The organism is Gordonia sp. ALPHA1B1 (genome assembly GCF_005502615.1).
Taxonomy (GTDB): Bacteria; Actinomycetota; Actinomycetes; order Mycobacteriales; family Mycobacteriaceae; genus Gordonia; species Gordonia hongkongensis.
Genome location: NZ_SCOC01000009.1, coordinates 22,864 through 44,950, shown reverse-complemented (window position 1 = coordinate 44,950; position 22,087 = coordinate 22,864). Strand labels below are relative to the sequence as shown.

The following is a 22,087-nucleotide window of genomic DNA, read 5'->3' as shown; positions in this document are numbered from 1 at the left end:
AGGACCCAGTCATGACCGACTCCCCCCAGCCCCGTAGTTCCCGAGCCACCCGCGAGGCGGTGATCGTCGATGCCGTCCGGACCCCGGTCGGCAAGCGCGGCGGGGCGCTGGCCGCCTGGCATCCCGCCGATCTGCTGGGGGCCACCCTCAGTGAACTGGTTCGCCGCAGTGATGTGGCGCCGGAGAAAATCGACGACGTGATCGCTGGCTGTGTGATGACGCACGACCAGCAGAGCTCCAACATCGCCCGCCATGCTGTACTCTCCTCCGGCCTGCCCGATTCGGTGCCGGCCGTGACCGTGGACCGACAGTGCGGCTCGGGGCAGCAAGCTGTCGCATTTGCCGCCCACGGTGTGGAGGCGGGGTCCTACGACCTCGCCATCGCATGCGGCGTGGAGTCGATGTCACAGGTGGCGCTGCCATCCTCACTACAACCCGGCGCCCCGCTCGGCCCGCAGTACTCCCCCCGGGAGCTGGCCCGCTACGACGGCGGACTGCTGGTGCAGGGCCCGTCCAGTGAGCTGATGAACACCCGCTTCGACCTCAGCCGGGAGGAACTCGACGCGTTCAGCCGCCGGAGCCATGAGCGGGCGCTGGCTGCCACCCGCGACGGCCGCTTCGAGACCCAGCTGGTTCCGTTGCGCCGCGACCCGCTCGATGACTCCAGCGAGCCCGTGACCGCGGATGAGGGGATCCGGGCCGAGCTCGACCCGGAGAAGATGGCGTCCCTGCGGGCGGTGTTCGCCGAGGACGGCAAGACCACCGCAGCCAACTCCTCCCAGCTCAGCGACGGTGCCGCCGCACTACTCATCGCCGACCGTGAGTTCGCCGAGGCCCACGGGCTCACCCCCCGCGCCCGCTTCGTGGTCCACGCGGTCGCCGCGGCCGATCCGATCATCCAGTTCACCGCGATCCTCGAGTCCACCCGCAAGGCCCTGGTCCGGTCGGGGCTCACGGTGGACGATATCGACCTGTTCGAGGTCAACGAAGCGTTCGCGGGAGTACCGCTGATGTTCCAAAAAGAGTTCGGCGTCCCCGACGACAAACTCAACGTCAACGGCGGCTCGGTGGCCGTGGGCCATCCCCTCGGATCCACCGGCGCCCGCATGATGACGGACCTGCTGACCGAGCTCGAACGCACCGGCAGCCGATACGGGCTACAGACCATCTGCGAAGCCCACGGCACCGCTAACACCACCATCATCGAACGCCTCTGACGAGCCCCCTCCGTCCCAGCCACCGTCCCAACCCCACTTCAGGAGCACCAACATGACGTCCCACCCCATCGTCACCGGTCTGCCGTCGACACACGGTGACAGTTACCAGCTCAACACCACCACCCTGCTGCGGCACTCCGCCCGGACCTACCCCGAGCAGGAGATCGTATTCCGCACCATCGACGGGGGCTGGGACCGCTACACCTACGCAGACATGTTCGAGCGGGTCGGGAAGTCAGCCCACGCGCTCACCGGGCTGGGGGCCGGCCCCGGAACGGTGGTGGGAATCCTGGATTGGAACTCCAAACGCCATATGGAGCTGTACTGGGCGATTCCCGGTATCGCATCGGTGATGCTGCAGATGAACCTGCGGCTCGCCCCGGTGGACCTGGCCTATGTCACCGACCACGCCGAAGCCTCGATCGTGCTGGTCGACGAGTCCCTGCTGCCCGTGGCCGAGGCGCTGGTCGAGCAGGGCGTCGGGGTGAAGACCTGGGTGGTCATGACGGACAAGCCACTCTCGGAGATCTCCACCACCCTGCCCGGGGTCGTCCACTGGGAAGACGCGCTGACGGCCGCGGAATCGACCTTCGACTGGCCGATGATCGACGAAACCTCGGCGTACAGCGCGTGCTACACCACCGGCACCACCGGCCGCCCCAAGGGCGTGTACTACTCCCATCGCGGGATCTACCTCCACACTCTTGCCGAGGCAGCGCAGTTGAAGATGGGCGACGACGACACCGTCATGGTCATCACCCCGATGTTCCACGGCCAGGGCTGGGGACTGCCGCAGTCGGCCATCTACTCGGCCGCCAAGGTCGTGCTGCCCGGACGGTATACGGCCGAGGACACCTCTGTGCTGGTTGACGCGATGATCTCCGAGTCCGTCACCGTAGCCAACGGTGCCCCCGCGATCTTCGAGCCGATGCTCGACTACATCCGCACACTCAAGACGCGCCCGGACTTCAGCCGCGCCCGTCTGCTGTCCGGGGCGACCGAACCGTCGTTGACGCTCATGCGCGGCTTCCATGACCTCACCGGCGCCGACATCATCCACGCCTACGGCGCCACGGAGACCACTCCGCTGGTCACCGTCAACGCAGGCCTGAAGCACACGCTGCGGGACGTGCTCAGTGAGAAGGAGAAGTGGGATCTCAAGCGGGCCCAGGGTCTGCTGGTCAACGGGATCGACATCAAGGTCGTCGGACCGGACGGAACCGAACTACCCCACGACGGTGTCTCCCAGGGCGAGGTGCTCATGCGCGGCCCGTGGATCATCGAGCGCTACCACAAGATGGAAGACAAAGGCGGCGCGTTCGCCGATGGGTGGTGGCGCAGCGGCGATGCCGGCACGATCCGCCCCGACGGCTACCTCAAGCTGACCGACCGCATCAAGGACGTGGTCAAAAGCGGCGGCGAATGGATCTCCTCGATCGACATGGAAAACGCGATCGTCGCCCACCCACAGGTCCGCGAAGCCGCCGTGGTGGGGATCGAGCATCCCAAGTGGCAAGAGCGCCCGGTTGCGATCGTCGTCCAAGAAGACGGTGCCGATCTTGACGTCGACGACATCCACGCCGTGTTGGAAGACAAGTTCGCCAAGTGGCAACTGCCCGACATCGTCATCTTCGCCGACGCGCTGCCGCGCACCAGCGTCGGCAAGTTGGACAAAAAGACGCTACGCACCGACCACGCCGATCTCTACCGGGGAGCCGAGGAATGAACAACCGGAGCGGACACGATGATGTGGTGCGCAGCGAACGACGCGGAGCCGTCGCGATCCTGCGCATCAACCGACCCGAGGCCCGGAATGCACTGAACGCCGCGGTGTTCGCAGCCTTGAACGGGCACCTAGCCGAGCTGCGGACCGATGACTCCGTGCGCGCCATAGTTTTGGCCGGCGCGAGCGGCGTGTTCTGCGCTGGAGCAGACATCACCGCGTTCGACGCCCTGCGGGCCGATCCGTTGATCGGGCAGCGGCGGGCCTCCGGGGGGACTCTATGGGCCGACCTGGAGAACTTCCCCAAACCGGTGATCGCAGCCGTCGAGGGCCTGGCCCTGGGGGGCGGGCTCGAACTCGTCCTGGCCTGCGACACCAGCATCGTCGGCCAGGGTGCCCGCCTTGGATTACCCGAGGTCAAGCTCGGCGTCATCCCCGGCGGCGGCGGCACCCAACGACTCATCCGGGCGCTCGGCAAACCTCGCGCCATGGCACTGCTGCTCAGCGGCGACCTGGTCACCGGGACCGAGGCCGCCACCCTCGGCCTGGTGGGAAAGGTGGTCGACGACGACGAGGTCGTCGAACAGGCGATCGCCCTGGCGCAGCGGATCTCGGCTAATTCCCCGCTGGCCGTGGCCCTGGCCAAAGACGCCGCCCTGGCCGCGCAGACCGGGTCGATAGCCGCAGGGCTCGAGCACGAAAAGCGCAACTTCGTCTATTCACTCGCCTCAGACGACAGCCACGAGGGCCAGGCCGCCTTCGTGGCCAAGCGTTCGCCGAACTTCACCGGCCGCTGACCCGGCCCGACAAGGACAAGATCATGACCACCACCCTGTTCCCCGACCACCGCCCCACCTGGCAAACCGAGTCCCACGAGTTGCTACGGGACCACGCCCGCGCCTTCTTCGCCAGAGAAGTCACCCCCCGCCAGGCGGACTGGGCCCGGCAGGGCCACGTCGACCGCGAACTCTGGAACAGAGCCGGAGCGGCAGGCCTACTGCTCACCGACATCGCCGAAAAGGACGGCGGCGGGGGAGGCGACTTCGGCCACGAGGCTGTAGTGGCCCAGGAACTGGCGTACGCGCACGACAGCGCGTTCGGCTTCACCGTGCACTCCACGATCGTCAGCCACTACATCAACGCCTACGGGACCGAGGAGCAAAAGCGCCGCTGGCTACCCGGGCTCGCCTCCGGCGAGAAAGTGGTGGCCGTCGCCATGACCGAGCCTGGTACCGGCTCAGACCTGCAGAACGTCAAGACCACAGCGATCCGCGACGGCGACCACTACGTGGTCAACGGCGCCAAGACCTTCATCTCCAACGGCACCCACTGCGACTTGGTTGTCATCGTGGCCAAGACCGATCCAGCGGCCGGCGGCAAGGGCATCTCCCTACTAGTCGCCGAGGTCGACAATAACGTCGCGGGCTTCTCCCGCGGCGCCGTCCTCGAGAAGATCGGCATGCACGGATGGGACACCCGCGAACTCTTCTTTGACGACATGCGGGTACCGGTGGAGAACATCCTTGGCGAGGAGGGCTCCGGCTTCGCCGAACTCATGACCCAGTTGCCGCGGGAGCGACTCATCATCGGAGTCGCCGGCGTGGCAGTGGCCGAGGCCGCGGTGATCGAGACCATCCGGTACGTCAAAGAGCGCGATGCGTTCGGCAAGAAACTCCTGGACTTCCAGAACACCCAGTTCGTACTAGCCGAGTGCAAGGCCGACGTCTACGCCGGCAAGGCGCTGATCGACGACGGCATCCGCCGCCAGATCGACGGCACCCTCGACGCCGCCGGCGCCTCGATGATCAAGCTGTGGGCCACCGACATGCAGTGCCGCGTGGTGGACAAGTGCCTACAGCTGTTCGGTGGCTACGGCTACATGATGGAGTACCCCATCGCCCAGATGTACACCGCCTCCCGCGTGCAGCGGATCTACGGCGGCACCAACGAGATCATGAAGCTGCTCGTAGCCAGGTCGCTGTGAACGCCACTCCCCCAAGTCCGTCCGTCTACGCCGAAGACTTCACCCCGGGCCAGATCCTCGAACTGGGCGATCACACCGTCTCCAAGGCCGAACTGGTGGATTTCGCCACACGCTGGGACGCACAGTGGTTTCACATCGATGAGGAAGCGGCCGATCAGGGACACTTCCGCGGACTCATCGCCAGCGGGGTACACACCATCGCCATCGCTCAACGGCTGCTCACACAAACAGTGCTCAACCAATGGGCAGTGATCGCCGGGCTCGGATTCGACCGGGTCCGGTTCCCGGTGCCCGTCCGACCCGGGAACGTTCTCACCGGAACCGTCCGGATTGCCGAGGTCACTCTCGACGGAACACGCGGGCGAGTGAAGATGGAGATGCGGCTGACCGATCAGGACGACCACACCGTCCTCTACGCCGAACTGACCATCGTCATGTGGCAAAGAGAGCAGGCCACGACACCGTCCGGAGGCTTCAACTGACACACGGCAGGACGTCACCAGAAAGAGCCACGGTCCCGCCCTACATCGACGAAGCGACCTTCATCTCGTATCCGCAAGTCAGCGTGGGACGTGACGACCCCACCTCACGACGGTGGCTCAAGGTAGTCAAACCCCCGTCCGAGCGCGTCCGCTAGCTAGCGATCGATTTCGCGACACTCACAGAACCAGTCGTTTCCGCAGGGCAGCAGTGTCCGAAAACTCGTGTCGCCTTGCCACCCACATCGAGCACCGGTAACCAGACGTTATGACAAGTAGCGGGTGCTGAGTTGTAAGTTCTGCGAACTCGACACCTCCCGGACATTCTCTCGCCCGCCCTGTCCGGCACCCCGACTGACCTGCACGTCGTCACGTGACGGACCGCTTCCCGGGGCCGCCTCTGAGTGCAGTGGCCCAACCTCCGCGGACTGACTGGCAATGCCGCTACCTGCGACCTCTTGTGTTGATTCGCGCAAAGTGCGATACTTTCGCATATATCGCGAACCATGTTTGGGTGGTGCGAGATGGCAGATCAGGATCCTCCGCCGGGGTCGGCGCGGCTGCAATTGGCCGACGGCATCGCTGTCCTGCGGCCGGAAGCCGCGGTGTTCGAGGCGATGGTCACCGGGTGGTCGCACCAGCAGATGGCCCGGAACCTGTCCGTTGGCACGATCGCGGCCCAGGTCGCCACGATCCGGCGGTTCCAGGACTTCTGCGGTGTCGCCGGCCCCTGGCACTGGACGCCCCGATGGTCGATGACTGGTTCACCGAACTGCGCGGGGTCCACGGCCTGGCCCTGGGCACGGTGCTGAGCTACCAGGGTGCACTGCGGCATTTCATGGACTACCTGCTCGATCCGGCCTACGAGTGGACCCAGCAATGCCAGGACCGATTCGACACGCATCCGATACAGATCATCACCGAGGCCAACTCGGCCCGCCACACCTACGAGGGCCCCGACAATCCACTCAAACGGGCCTACACCACCGATGAACTGCAGGACCTTTGCGATTTCGCGGACGATCAGGTCAACCACCGTTTCGAGGCTGGCTCGAAGGGCGCGATGGTGGCCCTGCGGACCGCGACGATCATCAAGGTCGCCTACGCGTGGGGCCTGCGTCGCAACGAAGTCCGCATGCTGGATCTGACAGACTTCGGACCGAACCCTCGAGCACCACAGTTCGGCCAGTTCGGGTTCTGCTACGTCCGCCACGGCAAACCCGGCAAGGGATCTGCGGCCAAGCGGCGTGGCGTCCTGACGGTCCCGGAGACCGCCTGGGCGATCGACTGCCTCAAACGATGGATCGACCAGGGCCGCACCACCTTTGACCACCCGGTCGGGACCGCATTGTTCCCGACCGAGCGATCCGAGCGCATCTCGAACGGCGCGTTGTCCCATAGCTTCGCCGACCTCTGCGACACCGCCGGCCTGACCGATCCCGGACTGGATTTTCACTCCCTGCGCCGCAGCTACGTCACGCTGCTGGTCGAGTCCGGATACGACACCCGCTTCATCCAGGAACAAGTCGGACACAAGTACGCCTCAACCACCTCGCTCTACACCTTCGTCTCCCCCGACTACCGCAGCCGTGTCGTGGCCGCCGCACTTCGCGCCGCGGCCAAACGCCTGCCCGAAAGGACCGACCAGCAATGAAACACCGGATCGCCTACCAGTGGCGACTACGCCAGGTCATGACCGACCGAGATATGCACACCCTGTCCGACCTGATCACGCCATTGCACGACGTGGGAATCGAACTCTCCGCCTCCCAGCTCTACCGCCTCCTGGGACGCACCCCTGAGCGACTGCCCCTGGCCCTACTCGGAGCGCTGTGCCACGTCCTGGACTGCACCGTCGAAGACCTCTGCGTCTTCCACGTCGACACCTCCCCCTCCAGACGCACCGCCACAGCCACCGACGCCTCCCCCGCAACCGACGTGCCACTGCGACCGAAGCGGGCACACATCCACCGACCCGGACCGACGGCGTAGACCCCCAGGCAGGCGGCGGACACATGGCTGACACATCGAAGTACCACTGCACACGGTGCAACGACGAGCAGCAGCATCGCGGAGTGCGCTGGCCCGAGGGCTTCGTCTGCCGCCGCTGCTACCAACAGGCCACCCGCCGACGCGGCACCTGCCCCCGCTGCCAACGCCCGGATCGACTGCTGCCTGGCCTCGCCAACGACCAGCCCATCTGCACTGACTGTGCCGGAATCGACGACCCCCGACTGACCTGCACCCGCTGCGGAGACCAGGACGAACCCCACCGCCGAGGACTGTGCGCACGATGCTGCCTCACCGACGACCTGACCGCTGAAGTGCCCCGGGTTTGATGGAGACATCGATTACCCGGGGCACTTCAATGGGATCTGCCCAGAAGTTGGCCATCTCGGGTTTTCGGGTTGTCAGGACAAGGGCTTCACTCCCTGGCCTGCGAGTGCTTCGGAGAGGCGGACGGAGTCGCCGCTGGTCTGGCAGACGTGGGCGCGGTGCAGTAGCCGATCCACTGTCGCGGTGGCGATGGTCTTGGGCATGAGTTCGTCGAAACCGGCCGGGTGCAGGTTCGAGCTGATCGCGATGGCACGTTTCTCGTAGGCGGCGTCCACCAGGCGGTAAAGCCCATTCGCTAGGCACCCGGACCGAACTTCTCGACGCGGTGCGCACGATCCGTTCCCGGGGGTTCGCGTCGAGCAAGGAGGAGAGCGAGGAGGATGTCGCCTCCCTCGCCGTCGCACTGGCCTCGACCCGCTCTCCGCGGTTGGCTGTCAAGGCCTCGCTGCCGCTCAGTCGCATGAGCTCGGCGACCGAGCAGGACATCCTCACTCGGCTGGTAGCTGCGGCGGAGGAGATCGACCATCTCCTGCTCTGATCGGCGTGGTCAGGCCGAAGTCGGCTGGGCCTCAGGCTGGACTGGGCTGCCCGCCGTCCCGGTCCAGCCGGTTGCCGGTCCCCTGGACGTGGCGCACGAAGGACCGTACCGCCGGGGCGATGCCTCCTTCGCGTGACCAGTAGATCCACAGCGGGGCGCTCATCGGGGTGTGCTCGTCGACCAGCACTGGCCATCTGGCCGAGTCGTCGGCACTGAGGTTGTCGTCGGCGATGACGGCCACGCCCAGCCCTGCCCGGGCGAGCGCAACGATGGTGGTGGCGTTGACGCTCTCCGACGTGATGTCGAGCCCGAAGCCCCCTGCCCGCAGCGCCGGCTCCAGCAGGCGCCGGGTGAGGCTATCGGCGTGCCCGGTGAGCACCGGCTGGCCACGCAATTCAGCGACCAAGACGTGGCTCCGGCCCCGCCACGGGTGGTCGTCGGAGGTCACCACCGCCAGCCGCACGTCGCCGAGCTGGTGGCCCGCAAGACGCTGGTCGGCCTGCCCGAGGCCCGTCACGAGATCGACGTCCCCGTTAAGCACCTGTTCGATCGCGGGCAGGCCCGAGTACTCGTGGACGGCGACGTGGATAGCGGGATGCGCCGACCGGAAGGTGCCGATCAGGGGCGCGAGGAACCGTGACACGTGCGGATATGCGCAGGCCACCGTGACGACGCCCGCTCGACCGCGAGCGAGTTCGTGGGCAAACTGGGAGACCGACTCCGCTCGATTCAGCAGGTAATGGGCGCGGGGCAGCAATTGATTCCCGGCACCGGTGAGCTGTACTCCGCGGCCGGACCTCTCGAAGAGGGCGATGCCCAGCTCCGCCTCCAGCGCCTTGATCGAACGCCACAGCGAGGGCTGCGGCACATCGAGGGTGGCGGCGGCGCGGAGGAACGACCCCTCGCGGGCCACCGCAACGAGATACCTGAGTTGACGCAGCTCCACGCACGGCTCCTAGTTTCACCAGTGAATAGCTCGATACCAAAATAGCCCATAGACAGCCTGTGATGAAGGTCATACTCTTTTATGTGTACTGCAATGCAGAAAGCCGTCCTAACTTGAGGAGAATTGGATGTCGGAGTCTGGTGGAGAAACCGTGGCCACTGCGCGGCAGCGTCAGCTGGTCGAGCGGGCACTCGGTGAGTGGCAGGGCGAGGCGGCGGGTCGAGTCATCGTTGTCACCGGTGGAGCCCGCGGCATCGGCCGTTCCCTCTGCGAGGGACTGTTGCGCGCCGGCGCCAAGGTCGTTGCAGCGGACCTGACGTGGGACGACGCTGACGACTTCCGCAAGCAGCTGGAGTCGGACGGCAGCGGCATGGCCGTCGACATGGACATCACCGACGACGACGCCCTCGACGCCGCCCGAGACGCTGTAATCGACAGGTTCGGGACCGTCGACGTCCTAGTGAACAACGCGTCTCTGGTCTCCGAAACCCTCTTCCCGCCCACAGGCCACCGGAACACCCTTGACACGACCGACCGCGACTGGGAGGTGATGTTCGGCGTCAACGTGTTCGGCACGCTGAAGGCCATCCGCCGGTTCATCGAGCCGATGCGGGCCCAGCAGCGGGGCAGCATCGTCAACGTCGTCAGCAGTGGCGTCCTGGCCGTCGCCGCCGGCGGCGGCTACCACGGGCTGCGCCCGTGGACGGTCGAGATGCCTTACCAGGCCACCAAGGCCGCCGTGATGGCGCTGACCTTCTACCTCGCCGAGGAAGTGCGCGGCGACGGGGTCGCGGTTAACGCGATCATGCCGGGGCACACCCGAGCGTCGTGGTTCGACGCCACCGCCCGGGCCTTCAACGAGCAGGGCATTGCCTACTTCATGCGCCCGGCGATTCCCGAGCACCTGCTGCCGATCTCGCTCTTCCTCGCCGCCCAGGACAGCGCGGGGACGTCCGGGCGCCTCTACTACGTGCCGGAGTGGAACTACGACCACGGCTACGGGGACTACGCCGCCTGGCAGGACCATGAGCTGCCTCCGGACATGGAGGAGATCTACAGCCGGCTGGAAGCCGCGACCCCGTCATACGAGCGGGCCGGCGTGGCCCACCTCCCCTTCGACGCGCAGGGTGCCCTGTACGCCGCGGGCATGGCAAACCTCGGGGCCCAGAACAGTTGGACCAGCAATGACAGCGCTCAGTGATACCGCAGACGCCCAGACGATCCGCCTACAGGTGGGCCGTTCGGGTCCGCCCTCCCATCTCACCTCACGCAACCCGTCAGACCCCGAGAGGACCCGATCATGACCAGCATTAGCGAACGCCCCGTTGACGTGGCCGCCGCAAGACTGCACGACCTGGTGAAGCCCGACGAGGGTGCCGTCAGCAGAACAGTCTTCGTCGACGAGGCAACCTACCGCAAGGAATTGGACCGGGTATTCACCAAGACGTGGTTGTTCATCGGCCACGAGTCCCAGTTGAGTGAGCCGGGCGACTACCTGACGAACTTCATGGGCGAGGACCCTGTGATCGCCACTCGCGGTGCGGACGGAGTGATCCGGGTGATGCTCAACTCCTGCGCCCACCGGGGCATGGCCGTGTGTAGCACCGACGCCGGGTCCTCGAAGTTCTTCCGCTGCCCCTACCACGGCTGGACCTACAGCAACAACGGCGATCTGATCGGTGCACCGCGCGCAGATACCGTCTACCATGGCGAGCTGGACAAGCCGCGCCTAGGTCTGAAGGCCGTTCCGCGGGTGGAGAACTACAAGGGCTTCATCTTCGCCAATTGGGACGAGGACGCCATCCCGCTGGTAGACTACCTCGGCGCTGACCAGCTCTGGTATCTGGACCTGGCCTTCGAGGCGCCGCTCGGCGGGCTCGAGGTGATCGGCCCCACGATGAAGTTCCGGATCAAGGCCAACTGGAAGCTGGCGGCGGAGAACTTCGCCGGCGACGACTACCACGTGCTCTACACACATGGGTCGGCCTTCCAGATCGGCTTCCTCCCCGATTACGACACGCTCGGCGACTACATCGCATACTTCGACCACGGCCACGGGATGGGCGACATCAGCAAGCCCGGCCGGGCCTATCAGAACGACGTCGGGATGGCTCAGCTCCTCGGGCCGGAGGCGATCGAGTACGTCAACGCCGTGCACGAGCGGCTCAAGGCCCGGGTCTCCCCGCTGCAGGCGGAGATGCACGGGCTCGGTCAGGGCAATATCTTCCCGAACCTGTCATGGATCAAGTTCGGCGTCTTCCACGTCTTCGGGCTCTTCCAATGGCACCCGAGGGGACCGGGTGAGATCGAGGTCTGGCAGACGGCGCTCTTCGACCGCGACGCGCCGCAGTCGGTCAAGGACTTCGCCCGCACCCAGATGTCCCAGGAGAACGCCGCGGCCGGGATCTTTGGCCAGGACGATGGCGAGAACTTCGAGCAAATCACCGAGTCCGCCCGAGGGGTGGTCTCCCAGACCCGGGATTTCAACTACGCGATGGGCCTGGGGCACGAGGGCGAGATCCACGAGGAGGGATACCCCGGCCATTTGGGGCCCCACTATTCGGAGCAGAACCACCGCAACTTCTATCGCTACTGGCTCGAACTCATGACCACCCCGGGAGAGCAGAAATGACCAATTCCCTCACCGATCTGCGCCGCGACGTCGAGGACTTCCTCTACAGCGAGGCCAAGATGCTCGACGAGCAACGCTACGACGAGTGGCTCGACCTGTTCACTGAGGATGTCCATTACTGGATGCCGATCACGGAGACCCGTGAGGTGCGGCAGCACCGGGACCACGTCCCCGGCGAGTGGTCGCTCATGGAGGAGGACGCCCGTTTCCTCGCCAAGCGGATGGAGCGCTTGGCCGGTGGCCTTGCCCACGCGGAGCAGCCGCGGTCGCGGACGCGCCGGTTCATCAGCAACGTCCTGGTCACCCCCGGGCCGGACGGCGACCTGGTAGCGGAGTGCAACTTCATCATCTTCCAGTCCCGGCGAGCCAACTCCGAGCAGTTCTTCGTCGGCTCCCGTCGCGACCGGATCGTGACCTCCGGTGAGAGCTGGAAGATCGCCGAACGGACCGTGCTCCTCGACCACCGGGTGTTGCCCCGTGCCATCTCCATCTTCTTCTGAGGCCCAGGCGGCTGACCTCGACGGCAGTCGGGACGTCGGGGCTGATGGCGCACCAGAGCCGAGTTCTTGGCTGCGCATCGGCTCTGCCGACGGCGAGCTCGTAGTCCGCAACGAGTTCGCCCGGGTGCGGGTACGCGCCGACCGAGACGGCAACGACCTTCGCCTGGCCATCCGTAGCCTGCGCACCGGCCGCGAGGTCTTCCTTGACGCGCTGCAGCTGGAGAGCCTCACCTGGCTCGACGAGAGGGCCTACACGACATTGCTCTCCGAGCCGTTCGGACCGGAGTGACCGACCATCCCGCACCGGCCGCACGGCCGAACAGAGAGGAGCTTCAACGTGACGAGCACTGAAGGGGGAATGGCCCAGCCCCAGGGGAACTCGTTCTGGGTGGACCTGCTGGGAACCGAGGTCCGGTACCGCCAGGCGAGCTCTTACCGCACCCGCAGCATCGAGGCAGGCGCCGGTGAGCCGGTAGTCCTGCTGCACGGCGTGAGCGGGCACGCCGAGACCTGGGTGCGCAACGTCGCCGTCCTCGGCCGGGACTTCCGCGTGCATGCCATTGACATGCTGGGTCATGGCTTCACCGACAAGCCGCAGATCGAGTACTCGATCCGCGCGCTCGCCGAGCACGTGCTCGGCTTCCTCGACGAGATCGGCGCCTCGCGAGCCCACCTGGTCGGGCAGTCTCTCGGTGGCTGGGTCGCGGCGTTTCTCGCCGTCCACCACCCCGAGCGGGTCGCCTCGCTCGTCAGCGTCACCGGGGCGGGGCTGCAGGTGGACGCCGACGGTGCCACGCTGACCGAGAACGTCGGCCGGCAGGTCGCGGAGGCTACCACCAAGGCTCTGGACACCCCGACCCGGGAGAAGGTCCGGACTCGGCTGGAATGGCTGGTCCATGACCCGTCCGTGGTCACCGACGAACTGGTGGAGACCCGGTACCGGATCTACGCCAGCCCGGACTTCGCCGCCACCGCCGGTGACATGGTCGCCGCATTCACCTCCCGGCCCCGGCCGGAGGAACTGCTGACCGCCGAGCGGCTCGCGACGATCAACTGCCCGACGCTCGTGCTGTGGACCCGGCAGAACCCGACCATGCCGTGGACGGTGGGGGAGGCGGCCAGCCGGATCATTCCCGATGCAACGTTCCGTCTGATGGAGGACGCCGGTCACTGGCCGCAGTTCGAGAAGCCGGCGGAATTCCACGCTGTCGTCGGCGGTTTCGTGCGTTCGGTCACCGCGGGGCGCCGAGGTGGGCGCACCGACGGCGACGGCGACGGCGGCCCCACGGATCCGGCCACCAACCGGCAACGGGCGGCCCGCTGATGGGCAGGCTGGTAGGTGCGTACGCGACGTCCCACACGGCGATGATGATCCGAAAGCTCCAACCGGACAACGACGTGCACGCCGCAGTCCATCAGGCCTTCGCTCAGGTGCGTGCGGAAATTGACCGGCTGTCCCCTGACGTGCTCGTCGTCGTCAGCAGCGAGCACCTAGCATCCTTCAGCTACGACAGCTTTCCGCAGATATGCGTCGGAATCGGAGAGATAGCCACCGGTTGGGGCGATGGAGGAGTGGCCAGCGCCGAGGTCCCACTTGCTGGCGCCTTCGCTGCCCAGCTGCTCTCCGAAGGGGTGGCCGCCGGATTCGACCTCGCGTTCTCCGCCAACCCGAAGATCGACCATGCGTTCATGGCACCATTGACCCTGATCCGACCAGAGATGGACATCCCGGTGGTCCCGGTGTTCCAGAACGCCAACACCGAGCCTCTGCCACCCCTGTGGCGCAGCGCCCAACTGGGGGAACTGCTGCGCGACGTCATTACGCGGCGGCCCGCAGCCGAAACAGTGGTCGTGCTCGGGACCGGCGGGCTCTCCCACTGGGTCGGCACGCCGGAGATGGGCCAGATCAACTCCGCCTTCGACGAGCGATTCCTGCAGCACGTGCGCGCAGGGGACCTCGGCGCGATCCTCGCCATGAAGACCGCCGACGTCCTCGCTGAGGCCGGCAATGGTGCCCCGGAGATCTGCAACTGGGTCACCGCGATGGCCGCCGCGTCCCGTCAGGAGGGCTGGGGAGTGTCGGAGCCTGAGCGGACGGCCCGTGGGCCGAGAGGGGTCGTCCTGGCATACGAGTCCGTCCCGGACTGGGCGACCGGGATCGCGCTGGCTCGGTTGGCCCCCGAGGAGGAACCGTGAACTTACCCCTGGACCAGGTCATCCGCCGGGTCGTCCGGGATCCGGAGTTTCGTTCTATTGCGGAAGAGTCGGGCCAGCTCGCGGCCGACCTCGCAGGCGTACGGCTGGCCGATCTTGCGGCCGTCCTGGAGGGCGACCTGGTCACCCTCCAGCAAAGGGGCGCCCACCCACTGCTGATCATGCAGCTGGCCGGCGCGCTCAGGATCGATCCGATGCGGCGCTTCGCCGCCGAACAGACTGCCCATGACTTAACCACGGAGGGACGATGAACATGATGAACATTACGGTGGACCTCGAGCGGTGTGAGGGCTTCGCCTCGTGCGTTGTGACCGCGCCCGAGCTCTTCGACCTCGATGACGAGCGAAGCGTCGCCGTCGTTCTGGAGCCTGTTGACGGTGGCCCCCGCACCCGCGCCTTAGCGCTCGAGGCCGCCGCGAGCTGCCCGATGCGGGCCATCACCGTCTCCGACCCCCTGGTGGACGAACCATCGCTGCCGCGGCGCGGCCGGTGACCGACGGAGTTTCGCCGGACGCGGTGGCAACCGCGGTCGAGAACGAACCCCGTCGGGCGGCGGTGGCCGGTACGCCCTGTGCCCCGGTTCGTGAACGTGCTACCACCGACGTTAGCGGCCGGCTGCGCCGTTCAGCAGGTTCTCTCCGCTCGCGCTCTCGGTTGGAGGGGTGGCAGCCGCAATGGCCGATCGCTGAGCGGGTCAACGACCACGTTGTCAGACCGGGCGACTCGCGATCCGGGGCTCGATGCCAGCATCCCGGGCTGCCACGCGTACAGCATTTGGTCGCCGCGGCGGGCATATCGTTGACGCCCAAGAGGATACCGGCCTGCCTTCCTGCCGCACCTCGGGCACTGGCCCAGTCGGCTAGATGTACTGACCACGGAGGTTGTGTCTCCGGTCGGCATGGCGAGATGAAATGAGGAAGACCTCCGTGTGAGGTGTGAAAGCGACCAAGCAACCACACCCACAACGGAGGTCTTCGTGTCCCACGCTAACGCGACCTTGACGCCCACGGGAAGACTGCGCCTGGCCCGGTGTGTCGTCGAAGACGGCTGGCCCCCGGCCCGAGCTGCGGAACGGTTCGGTGTCTCGGTCACCACGGCCCGACGCTGGGCCAGCCGGTATCGCGAGCAGGGCAAGGCCGGCATGGTTGACCGCTCCAGCCGGCCGCACACCTGCCCCCACCGCACCCCGCGTCGTCGGGAGCGCCGGGTGATCGGCCTGCGCGTATCGCGCCGGTGGGGGCCAGCCCGAATCGCTTACCACCTGGGAATGCACCCCTCGACGGTGCACAAGATCCTGTCCCGCTTCGGGTGCGTGCGCCTGGCGTTCACCGACCCGGCCACCGGCGCCCCGGTGCGCGCCACCAAGCGACGCCCGCAGCGCTATGAGCACGCCGCACCGGGCGATCTGGTGCACGTGGACATCAAGAAGCTCGGACGCATCCCCGACGGCGGCGGGCACAAGTTCCTCGGCCGCGCCAAAGGATGGTCCCGGGCCGTTCGGCGAAGGTCCTCACCGAGTGGCTCAACGCCCGCGACCAGGCATTTCGAGACCGAGTCAAGGTGGTCACGATGGACGGGTTCGCCGGCTACCACTCCGCCGCAGCCAAGGCCGTGCCCGCAGCACGCACGGTGATGGACCCGTTCCACGTCGTGCATCTTGCCGCCGACAAGCTCACCGTGTGCCGCCAACGCATCCAGCAGGCCACCACCGGGCACCGGGGCCGCACCGGCGATCCGCTGTACGGCATCCGCAGGACGCTCAACACCCGGGCAGGGCTGCTGACCGACAAACAGAAAGTGCGCTTGTTCAAGGCGTTCACCGCCAACGATGCGCACGCGGCGGTGGAGGTCACCTACGGCGTCTACCAGCGACTCATCGCCGCCTACGAGGCCTCGGGCAAGCGGGAGGGCAAGATCGCGATGTACAAGCTCCTGCGCTCGATCCGGACCGGGGTGCCCACCGAGCTGCCCGAGCTCGCCCAGCTCGGCCGGTCGCTATGGAAGCGGCACCGCGAGATCCTCGCCTACTTCGACGTGGGTGCCTCCAACGGCCCCGTCGAGGCCATCAACGGCAGGCTCGAACACCTCCGCGGAATCGCCCTGGGCTTCCGCAACCTCAAGCACTACATCTTGCGGTCACTGATCCACTCCGGACAGCTTCAGGATCGGATCAATGCACTCTGAATCCGGAAGGGCCCTTTCTATTGACAGTCGATGCGGAGGCGCGTAGCTTTCAGGCACACGCAGAAGAGATTTCTACTGGCCAGAACTACCACGTCGGTAGGGGTCGAACTGCGATGAATTGTTCAATCGTTACAGTGCACAGAAAGGCGTTACCCTTGCCAAGCTCTTCAATCACCCAGAAGTTCCATACCGTCGATGTGAAAGGGGTTCAGACGCGTTATTTCGACGACGGCCAGGACAAGGATCCGATCCTCCTCATCCATGGGGGGCATTTCGGGTTCTTCATACCGGTCGGAATCGAATCCTGGGGCAACGTTCTAGAGGATTTCGGCGAGTACGGCCGTGTCCTCGCGGTCGACAAACTCGGTCAGGGCGAGACTGGTCTCCCGCTGAATGACGAAGACTGGACTGTCGACGCGGTCGCCGAACACGTTGCGAACTTTGCAACTCAGTTGGGGCTCAAGAACCTGACCCTGGTGGGTCACTCGCGCGGCGGCATGACGGCGGTCCTTCTCGCGTTGAAGTACCCTGAGATGGTAAAGAAGCTGGTCATCATCAGCAGTGCGACTGCGGCACCGGCGCCGCCCGTCGGAACCGACATGGACTTCTACGAGCGACTCGAAAGGACTGCCCCCGGAGGTTCGGCCGAGTTGATCCGTCACTATCATGCTGCCCAGGCGGTTAATGAGGGAGATCTGCCCGAGGACTACATCGGGATCGCCACAAAGTGGCTCGAGAGCGAAAAGCAGCTCGACGCTGTCGCCGGATATGCACGCAATGCGGAGGAGCACTGGTTGCCTAGCCTCAGCGAGGGCAGGCGCTGGGTTCAGGAACGGCTTGCCGACGCAGGAATCCCGGTGCCGACGCTGGTTGTGTGGGGAGTCAATGATCGATCGGCGCCGGTGTCGATGGGTAAGGGGCTCTTCGATCTGATCGCTGCCAACACCCTGGATAGCTCGCTCTATCTCATCAACAACGCTGGTCATCACGTGTTCAGTGACCAGCGCGAAAAGTTCAACGCCGCGGTTGGTGCGTTCATCTCGCTTTAGTAGAACCTTTGGTCGATCTTTCGTGGTCAGTGGCCTCCGGGACGTCAATCTGGCGGCGGGGATCGGTGCGCTTCTCGGCCCCACGGTGGCCGGATACCTCTGGGAGGCCTCGGTGCAACTGCCACTCATGATGGGGATCGTCGCAGGTTCCGTCGCCGTCGTCCCCGCGGCCTTGTTGATCAGGTTTCCCCCGTTCGCGGCCAGGCCTTCTTCACCCACTGGCAGGGATGTCCGTCTGTGGCGACGACCCGGTGTCAACGCTGCCTGCTGGATGAACACGGGCGCAGGGGTTTGGAAAAGCCTTCTGGACTCCTACGTCCCTTTGGCCCTGTCCCTGGCAGGCCAACCGGCTGCAGTCATCGGTATCCTGCTCTCCATCGCCAACGCCACCGTTCTCGTCGGTAGTACCGCCAGCGGGTGGGTCCGGCGCCGGGGCGTCAGGGCGTCTCTGGTCATCGGGATGATAGCTACAGGGCTGGGACTGGCCGCAGTGGGACCGTTCGCCGGTCTGACCGCCCCGGTGGCCATTGCCCTGGCCATCTCCGGCATCGGTGCCGGGGTCCTGCAGACCGTCGGTCCGGCCATCGCAGCGGAGAAGGTGCACCCAGAAGAACGCGGAGACGCCCTCGCATTGACGGGCACTTTCCGCGCCACGGCGCTCTTCCTCTCACCGCTGGGCATGGCCGGGCTGGTCACCCTCGTTCCGGTGACCGCGGCCCTGCTGGCCGCGGGCCTGCTCATCATCACCCCAGCTGCAACCACCTGGAGATCCAACAAAGATGTCGACTGACCGACACAGACCCCGAGGCTCGCGCTATTTGCCTCCGGTGACAAGAAAGCAAGACGTTTCGACGAGAGGCTGTCCATGACGACGAAAACCCATCCGAGCGATGACCCCGCAACGGTCCCGAGGCTCCGACTGCGGCACGGGCATAGCATTCCGCATCTGGGCCTGGGCACCTGGCCACTGGTGGGGGAAGAGTGCGAGACGGCCGTCCGCTACGCCATTCAAAGCGGCTACCGGCTCGTCGACACCGCGTTCCAGTACCGCAATGAAGACGCGGTGGGACGCGGTGTCCGCACTGCCGGCGTTGCGCGTGAAGAGCTGTTCGTCTCCAGCAAGTTCAACAAGGAGTCCCACAGCGTCGACGGTGTGCAGAGGGCCTACGACCGCAGTCTCCAAGCCTTGGGCCTGGACTACCTGGACATGTTCATGTGCCACTGGCCCGTGCCGGCCTTGGACCAGTACACCGAGGCATGGAGAGGCCTCGTCAAGCTCTTGGACGAAGGCCGTGTCAAAGCGATCGGTGTCTCCAATTTCAAGCCGGACCATTTGGAGAAGGTCATTGCCGCGACCGGCGTGGTTCCTGACGTGAACCAGATCCAGCTCAGCCCCGATCTCGCACGGCTACCCCCGCGGGCAGTGCACCAGGACCTGGGCATCATTACCGAGGCCTGGAGCCCTATTGGTCGCGAATCGGGACTGCGTGACCACCCCATCGTGGTGCAGATCGCGCAACGGACAGCAAAGAGTCCGGCGCAGGTTCTGCTCCGCTGGCACGTCCAGCAAGGAATCGTCCCGATCCCGCAGGCCGCCAAACCCGCATGGCTGGTCGAGAACATCTCGGTGTTCGATTTCTCCCTGACTGCCGAGGAAATGGCCGCCCTGGCGAGGCTGGACCGCGGAGAGAACGCCGCCCGCGACTCCGACTCCCCCGAAAACGGCCACTGACCCTTGCCGCACCCACCCGTACCTGGCACGAAGAGTGGGAGGGGTTGACGTAGATCACAAAATGCGGAAACCTCTTCACGACAGAGTGGACCTCTGCTCTACAGACTGACTGATCGATGATCGAGAAGGAGCTCTCCCATGGCAGACCATCACGGCGTCCTCGAGGACGTACGGCGGGGCATGATCCCTGCACATATCTACAACGACAAAGAGCTCTTCGAACTCGAGAAGGAACGTCTCTTCAGCCGCAGCTGGCTGTTCGTCGCCCACGAGTCGGAGGTCCCCGAGGCTGGTGACTACGTGGTCCGCAGGGTCCTCGAGGACTCGTTCATTATCTCTCGGGACGAACAGGGCCAGGTCCGGGCCCTGTTCAACATGTGCCTCCACCGGGGCATGCAGGTGTGCCGGGCGGAGATGGGCAATGCCTCCCACTTCCGTTGCCCGTACCACGGTTGGTCTTACCGCAATGACGGGCGCCTCGTTGGCCTGCCGTTTCACAAGGAGGCATACGGCGGGGAGGAAGGCTTCAAGAAGAAGGGCCAGACCTTGTTGCCTGCTCCCTCGCTGGCCACGTACAACGGTCTGATCTTCATCAGCATGGACCCGGATGCCGAGCCCCTGGAGGAGTTCCTGGGGGACTTCAAGTTCTACCTGGACTACTACACGAAGCAGAGCGCGGACGGCATCGAGCTGCGTGGCCCTCAGCGTTGGCGGGTCAAGGCGAACTGGAAGATCGGGGCCGAGAACTTCGCCGGGGACATGTACCACACGCCCCAGACCCACACCTCGGTGGTGGAGATCGGCCTCTTCCGCGAGCCCAAGGCGGAGAAGCGCAAGGACGGCACCACGTACTGGGCTGGCAACGGTGGCGGCACCACTTACAAGCTGCCCGAAGGTGGCCTGGAGGAGCGCCTGCGCTACGTGGGCTACCCGGACGAGATGATCGCCCGGATGAAGGAGCAGTGGACCCAGGAGCAGCTCGACGTGGTCGGCAAGGACGGGTTCATGATCTCGGCGGCCTCACTGTTCCCGAACATGAGCTTCGTCCATAACTGGCCGCGGGTCGAAGAGGGCTCTGACGAGGTGCTCCCCTTCATCTCTATCCGCGTGTGGCAGCCGATCAGCGAGAACGAGACGGAAGTCCTCTCGTGGTTCGCCGTCGACAAGAACGCGCCGGAGGAGTACAAAGCGCTTTCCTACAAGGCGTATCTCATGTGCTTCGGCAGTGGCGGCATGTTCGAGCAGGACGACGTCGAGAACTGGGTGTCCCTCACCAATACTGCCGCCGGCTCCATGGCACGGCGTCTGCTGCTCAACAGCCGGATGGGCATGCTCGAGAACGGCGAGAACGTCGTCGAGGCCCTGTCCCCCGAGGAATACTCGGGACCCGGCGCCACCCGTGTCGGCTACAGCGAGTACAACCAGCGGGAGTTGTTGCGCCGGTGGGCCGATCACCTCGAACGTCCGGTAGAAGCCGCAGCGCAGGTGCACGTGGGCTCGGACCCGGTGCAAGCGCCACCGGCCGCCGGATCGGGGCCCGCCCGCCCGGCCTGCGGCAGCGCAGAGACCGCGCCCGCAGCAACCCTTCACGAGGAGGTCTGATCATGAGTGTTGGAACGGCACACGAGAACGAGAACTTGACGCTGTCCGAACAATCGGCGCTGGGAGCCCACGCCCCGCGTACTCAGCGGACGGGGCAGACCCTGCCTTTCAACGATGAACTTCACCTGGAGGCGCATCGTTGGCTGGTCGATGAGGCGTACCTGTTGGACGCCCAGGACTACGACGAGTGGCTCTCCCGGATCGCCGATGACGTGCACTATCTCATGCCCGTCCGCGTCACCACTGCCCTGGGCGCCGGATACTCCACCTCACCGGGGATGGCGCACTGGGACGAGAACAAGTACTCGCTCAGTCGCCGCGTGGCACGCTTCGCCACCGAGCACGCGTGGACCGAAGACCCCCCATCACGGCTGCGCCACTACATCACCAACGTGCGCACCTTCCGCACCCCCGACCCGCAAGAGATCATCGTGGACTCGGCGGTTCTTCTCTTCCGCAGCCGTGGTGACGTCGGGGAGTCCTCCACTGTCTCGGCAGGACGCGAGGATCTCCTCCGCCGTACCTCATCCGGGTCCGGGTGGGAGCTGGCCCGTCGCACCATCATGGTCGACGAGTCGGTCATCCGCATGCAGAACCTGGCGATCTTCCTGTGAAACTGGAATGGGAAGGCGAGGAGGAAGACCGCCTCGCGGCGATCCAGGCCACCGAGGAACGCCGCCGGCTCGAAGAGCACGTCACCGGCAAGCCGATCGTGATCGCTAACGAGTTCTCGGAGGTCCAGGTCACCCGCATCGAGACCCGCAACGGTTCGCGGCTGATGATTCAATCTCCTCGTTCGGGCCAGTGGGTAACGCTCTGTCCGCTGGAACTGGAGTCCCTGACCTGGCAGGCCCCGGCCACGTTCTCGGCCATGATCGGACACCCTTTCGGGCCGCTCGTGGCCGAAGACGAATAAACACCCCAACCGCCAGAGCACCACCGTCTCAAGC

24 protein-coding genes and 3 pseudogenes are annotated in these 22,087 nt (G+C 65.8%); 25 read left to right on the top strand and 2 right to left on the bottom strand.

Annotated elements, in window-relative coordinates; translation table 11 throughout:
• Positions 1–11: 11 nt before the first annotated feature.
• The 8 genes from FFS52_RS08255 to FFS52_RS08220 all read left to right on the top strand — a co-directional run bounded on the left by FFS52_RS08255 (position 12) and on the right by FFS52_RS08220 (position 7,395).
• Positions 12–1,217 (top strand): thiolase family protein, encoded by a 1,206-nt coding sequence (locus FFS52_RS08255; RefSeq protein WP_055476449.1) that lies wholly within the window; start codon positions 12–14, stop codon positions 1,215–1,217.
• Between the two features lie 52 nt (positions 1,218–1,269).
• Positions 1,270–2,943, top strand: coding sequence for a long-chain-fatty-acid--CoA ligase (locus tag FFS52_RS08250; protein WP_006897082.1), 1,674 nt, complete (start codon positions 1,270–1,272; stop codon positions 2,941–2,943).
• Positions 2,940–3,737, top strand: coding sequence for an enoyl-CoA hydratase-related protein (locus FFS52_RS08245; protein ID WP_008382197.1), 798 nt, complete (start codon positions 2,940–2,942; stop codon positions 3,735–3,737). Before FFS52_RS08250 ends, FFS52_RS08245 begins: the two co-directional genes overlap by 4 nt.
• Before the next feature lie 23 nt (positions 3,738–3,760).
• Positions 3,761–4,924: an acyl-CoA dehydrogenase family protein gene (locus FFS52_RS08240; protein WP_008382198.1), complete on the top strand. Its 1,164-nt coding sequence runs from the start codon at positions 3,761–3,763 to the stop codon at positions 4,922–4,924.
• A complete protein-coding gene (locus FFS52_RS08235; RefSeq protein WP_055476448.1) occupies positions 4,921–5,406 on the top strand; it encodes a MaoC/PaaZ C-terminal domain-containing protein in 486 nt (161 codons plus the stop codon). Before FFS52_RS08240 ends, FFS52_RS08235 begins: the two co-directional genes overlap by 4 nt.
• Before the next feature lie 521 nt (positions 5,407–5,927).
• The gene (locus FFS52_RS08230) at positions 5,928–6,215 is read left to right on the top strand and encodes a hypothetical protein (RefSeq protein ID WP_006897078.1); all 288 of its coding nucleotides are present in this window, start codon (positions 5,928–5,930) and stop codon (positions 6,213–6,215) included.
• Complete coding sequence (locus FFS52_RS08225; RefSeq protein WP_006897077.1) at positions 6,152–7,057, top strand: tyrosine-type recombinase/integrase; 906 nt, start codon at positions 6,152–6,154, stop codon at positions 7,055–7,057. The genes FFS52_RS08230 and FFS52_RS08225 overlap by 64 nt, the downstream gene beginning before the upstream one ends.
• Entirely contained in the window at positions 7,054–7,395 is a 342-nt protein-coding gene (locus FFS52_RS08220) for a helix-turn-helix transcriptional regulator (protein WP_006897076.1), read from the top strand. Before FFS52_RS08225 ends, FFS52_RS08220 begins: the two co-directional genes overlap by 4 nt.
• A 419-nt stretch (positions 7,396–7,814) precedes the next feature.
• Here FFS52_RS08220 and FFS52_RS08215 read toward each other — a convergent pair.
• Positions 7,815–8,030: pseudogene (locus FFS52_RS08215) on the bottom strand (ATP-binding protein); the annotation flags it as partial.
• 35 nt (positions 8,031–8,065) lie between these two features.
• On the opposite strand from FFS52_RS08215, the gene FFS52_RS08210 reads away from it, so the two are divergent.
• Positions 8,066–8,278, top strand: coding sequence for an IclR family transcriptional regulator C-terminal domain-containing protein (locus FFS52_RS08210; RefSeq protein ID WP_006897073.1), 213 nt, complete (start codon positions 8,066–8,068; stop codon positions 8,276–8,278).
• A 31-nt stretch (positions 8,279–8,309) separates the two neighbouring features.
• Here the strand turns inward: FFS52_RS08210 and FFS52_RS08205 are convergent, their stop codons facing one another.
• Positions 8,310–9,224: a LysR family transcriptional regulator gene (locus FFS52_RS08205; RefSeq protein WP_006897072.1), complete on the bottom strand. Its 915-nt coding sequence runs from the start codon at positions 9,222–9,224 to the stop codon at positions 8,310–8,312.
• Between the two features lie 151 nt (positions 9,225–9,375).
• On the opposite strand from FFS52_RS08205, the gene FFS52_RS08200 reads away from it, so the two are divergent.
• The 16 genes and pseudogenes from FFS52_RS08200 to FFS52_RS08125 all read left to right on the top strand — a co-directional run bounded on the left by FFS52_RS08200 (position 9,376) and on the right by FFS52_RS08125 (position 22,053).
• Positions 9,376–10,425: an SDR family oxidoreductase gene (locus tag FFS52_RS08200; protein ID WP_101841495.1), complete on the top strand. Its 1,050-nt coding sequence runs from the start codon at positions 9,376–9,378 to the stop codon at positions 10,423–10,425.
• 99 nt (positions 10,426–10,524) lie between these two features.
• Positions 10,525–11,856, top strand: a complete 1,332-nt coding sequence (locus FFS52_RS08195; protein ID WP_006897070.1) for an aromatic ring-hydroxylating dioxygenase subunit alpha — start codon at positions 10,525–10,527, stop codon at positions 11,854–11,856.
• Positions 11,853–12,356 carry an aromatic-ring-hydroxylating dioxygenase subunit beta gene (locus tag FFS52_RS08190; protein WP_006897069.1) on the top strand — a complete coding sequence of 168 codons (504 nt, stop codon included), beginning with the start codon at positions 11,853–11,855 and terminating at the stop codon, positions 12,354–12,356. Before FFS52_RS08195 ends, FFS52_RS08190 begins: the two co-directional genes overlap by 4 nt.
• Positions 12,334–12,645: a hypothetical protein gene (locus FFS52_RS08185; RefSeq protein WP_006897068.1), complete on the top strand. Its 312-nt coding sequence runs from the start codon at positions 12,334–12,336 to the stop codon at positions 12,643–12,645. Before FFS52_RS08190 ends, FFS52_RS08185 begins: the two co-directional genes overlap by 23 nt.
• A 48-nt stretch (positions 12,646–12,693) precedes the next feature.
• Entirely contained in the window at positions 12,694–13,680 is a 987-nt protein-coding gene (locus FFS52_RS08180) for an alpha/beta fold hydrolase (protein WP_137809379.1), read from the top strand.
• Positions 13,680–14,552, top strand: coding sequence for an extradiol dioxygenase (locus FFS52_RS08175; protein ID WP_006897066.1), 873 nt, complete (start codon positions 13,680–13,682; stop codon positions 14,550–14,552). Before FFS52_RS08180 ends, FFS52_RS08175 begins: the two co-directional genes overlap by 1 nt.
• Positions 14,549–14,821: a hypothetical protein gene (locus tag FFS52_RS08170; protein WP_006897065.1), complete on the top strand. Its 273-nt coding sequence runs from the start codon at positions 14,549–14,551 to the stop codon at positions 14,819–14,821. The genes FFS52_RS08175 and FFS52_RS08170 overlap by 4 nt, the downstream gene beginning before the upstream one ends.
• Positions 14,818–15,063 carry a ferredoxin gene (locus tag FFS52_RS08165; protein ID WP_006897064.1) on the top strand — a complete coding sequence of 82 codons (246 nt, stop codon included), beginning with the start codon at positions 14,818–14,820 and terminating at the stop codon, positions 15,061–15,063. Before FFS52_RS08170 ends, FFS52_RS08165 begins: the two co-directional genes overlap by 4 nt.
• A gap of 483 nt (positions 15,064–15,546) precedes the next feature.
• Positions 15,547–16,053 (top strand): annotated as a pseudogene (locus tag FFS52_RS08160) (leucine zipper domain-containing protein); the annotation flags it as partial.
• A pseudogene (locus tag FFS52_RS08155) lies at positions 16,053–16,754 on the top strand (ISL3 family transposase); the annotation flags it as partial. The pseudogenes FFS52_RS08160 and FFS52_RS08155, both read left to right, overlap by 1 nt.
• Positions 16,755–16,888: 134 nt before the next feature.
• Positions 16,889–17,803: an alpha/beta hydrolase gene (locus FFS52_RS08150; RefSeq protein WP_249356261.1), complete on the top strand. Its 915-nt coding sequence runs from the start codon at positions 16,889–16,891 to the stop codon at positions 17,801–17,803.
• A 22-nt stretch (positions 17,804–17,825) separates the two neighbouring features.
• Positions 17,826–18,593 carry an MFS transporter gene (locus tag FFS52_RS08145; protein WP_249356263.1) on the top strand — a complete coding sequence of 256 codons (768 nt, stop codon included), beginning with the start codon at positions 17,826–17,828 and terminating at the stop codon, positions 18,591–18,593.
• A 75-nt stretch (positions 18,594–18,668) separates the two neighbouring features.
• Positions 18,669–19,535: an aldo/keto reductase gene (locus FFS52_RS08140; protein ID WP_006897059.1), complete on the top strand. Its 867-nt coding sequence runs from the start codon at positions 18,669–18,671 to the stop codon at positions 19,533–19,535.
• Between the two features lie 138 nt (positions 19,536–19,673).
• A complete protein-coding gene (locus FFS52_RS08135; RefSeq protein WP_006897058.1) occupies positions 19,674–21,137 on the top strand; it encodes an aromatic-ring-hydroxylating dioxygenase subunit alpha in 1,464 nt (487 codons plus the stop codon).
• A 2-nt stretch (positions 21,138–21,139) separates the two neighbouring features.
• Positions 21,140–21,751 (top strand): 3-phenylpropionate/cinnamic acid dioxygenase subunit beta, encoded by a 612-nt coding sequence (locus FFS52_RS08130; RefSeq protein WP_006897057.1) that lies wholly within the window; start codon positions 21,140–21,142, stop codon positions 21,749–21,751.
• Positions 21,748–22,053: a hypothetical protein gene (locus FFS52_RS08125; protein WP_006897056.1), complete on the top strand. Its 306-nt coding sequence runs from the start codon at positions 21,748–21,750 to the stop codon at positions 22,051–22,053. Before FFS52_RS08130 ends, FFS52_RS08125 begins: the two co-directional genes overlap by 4 nt.
• Positions 22,054–22,087 lie beyond the last annotated feature (34 nt).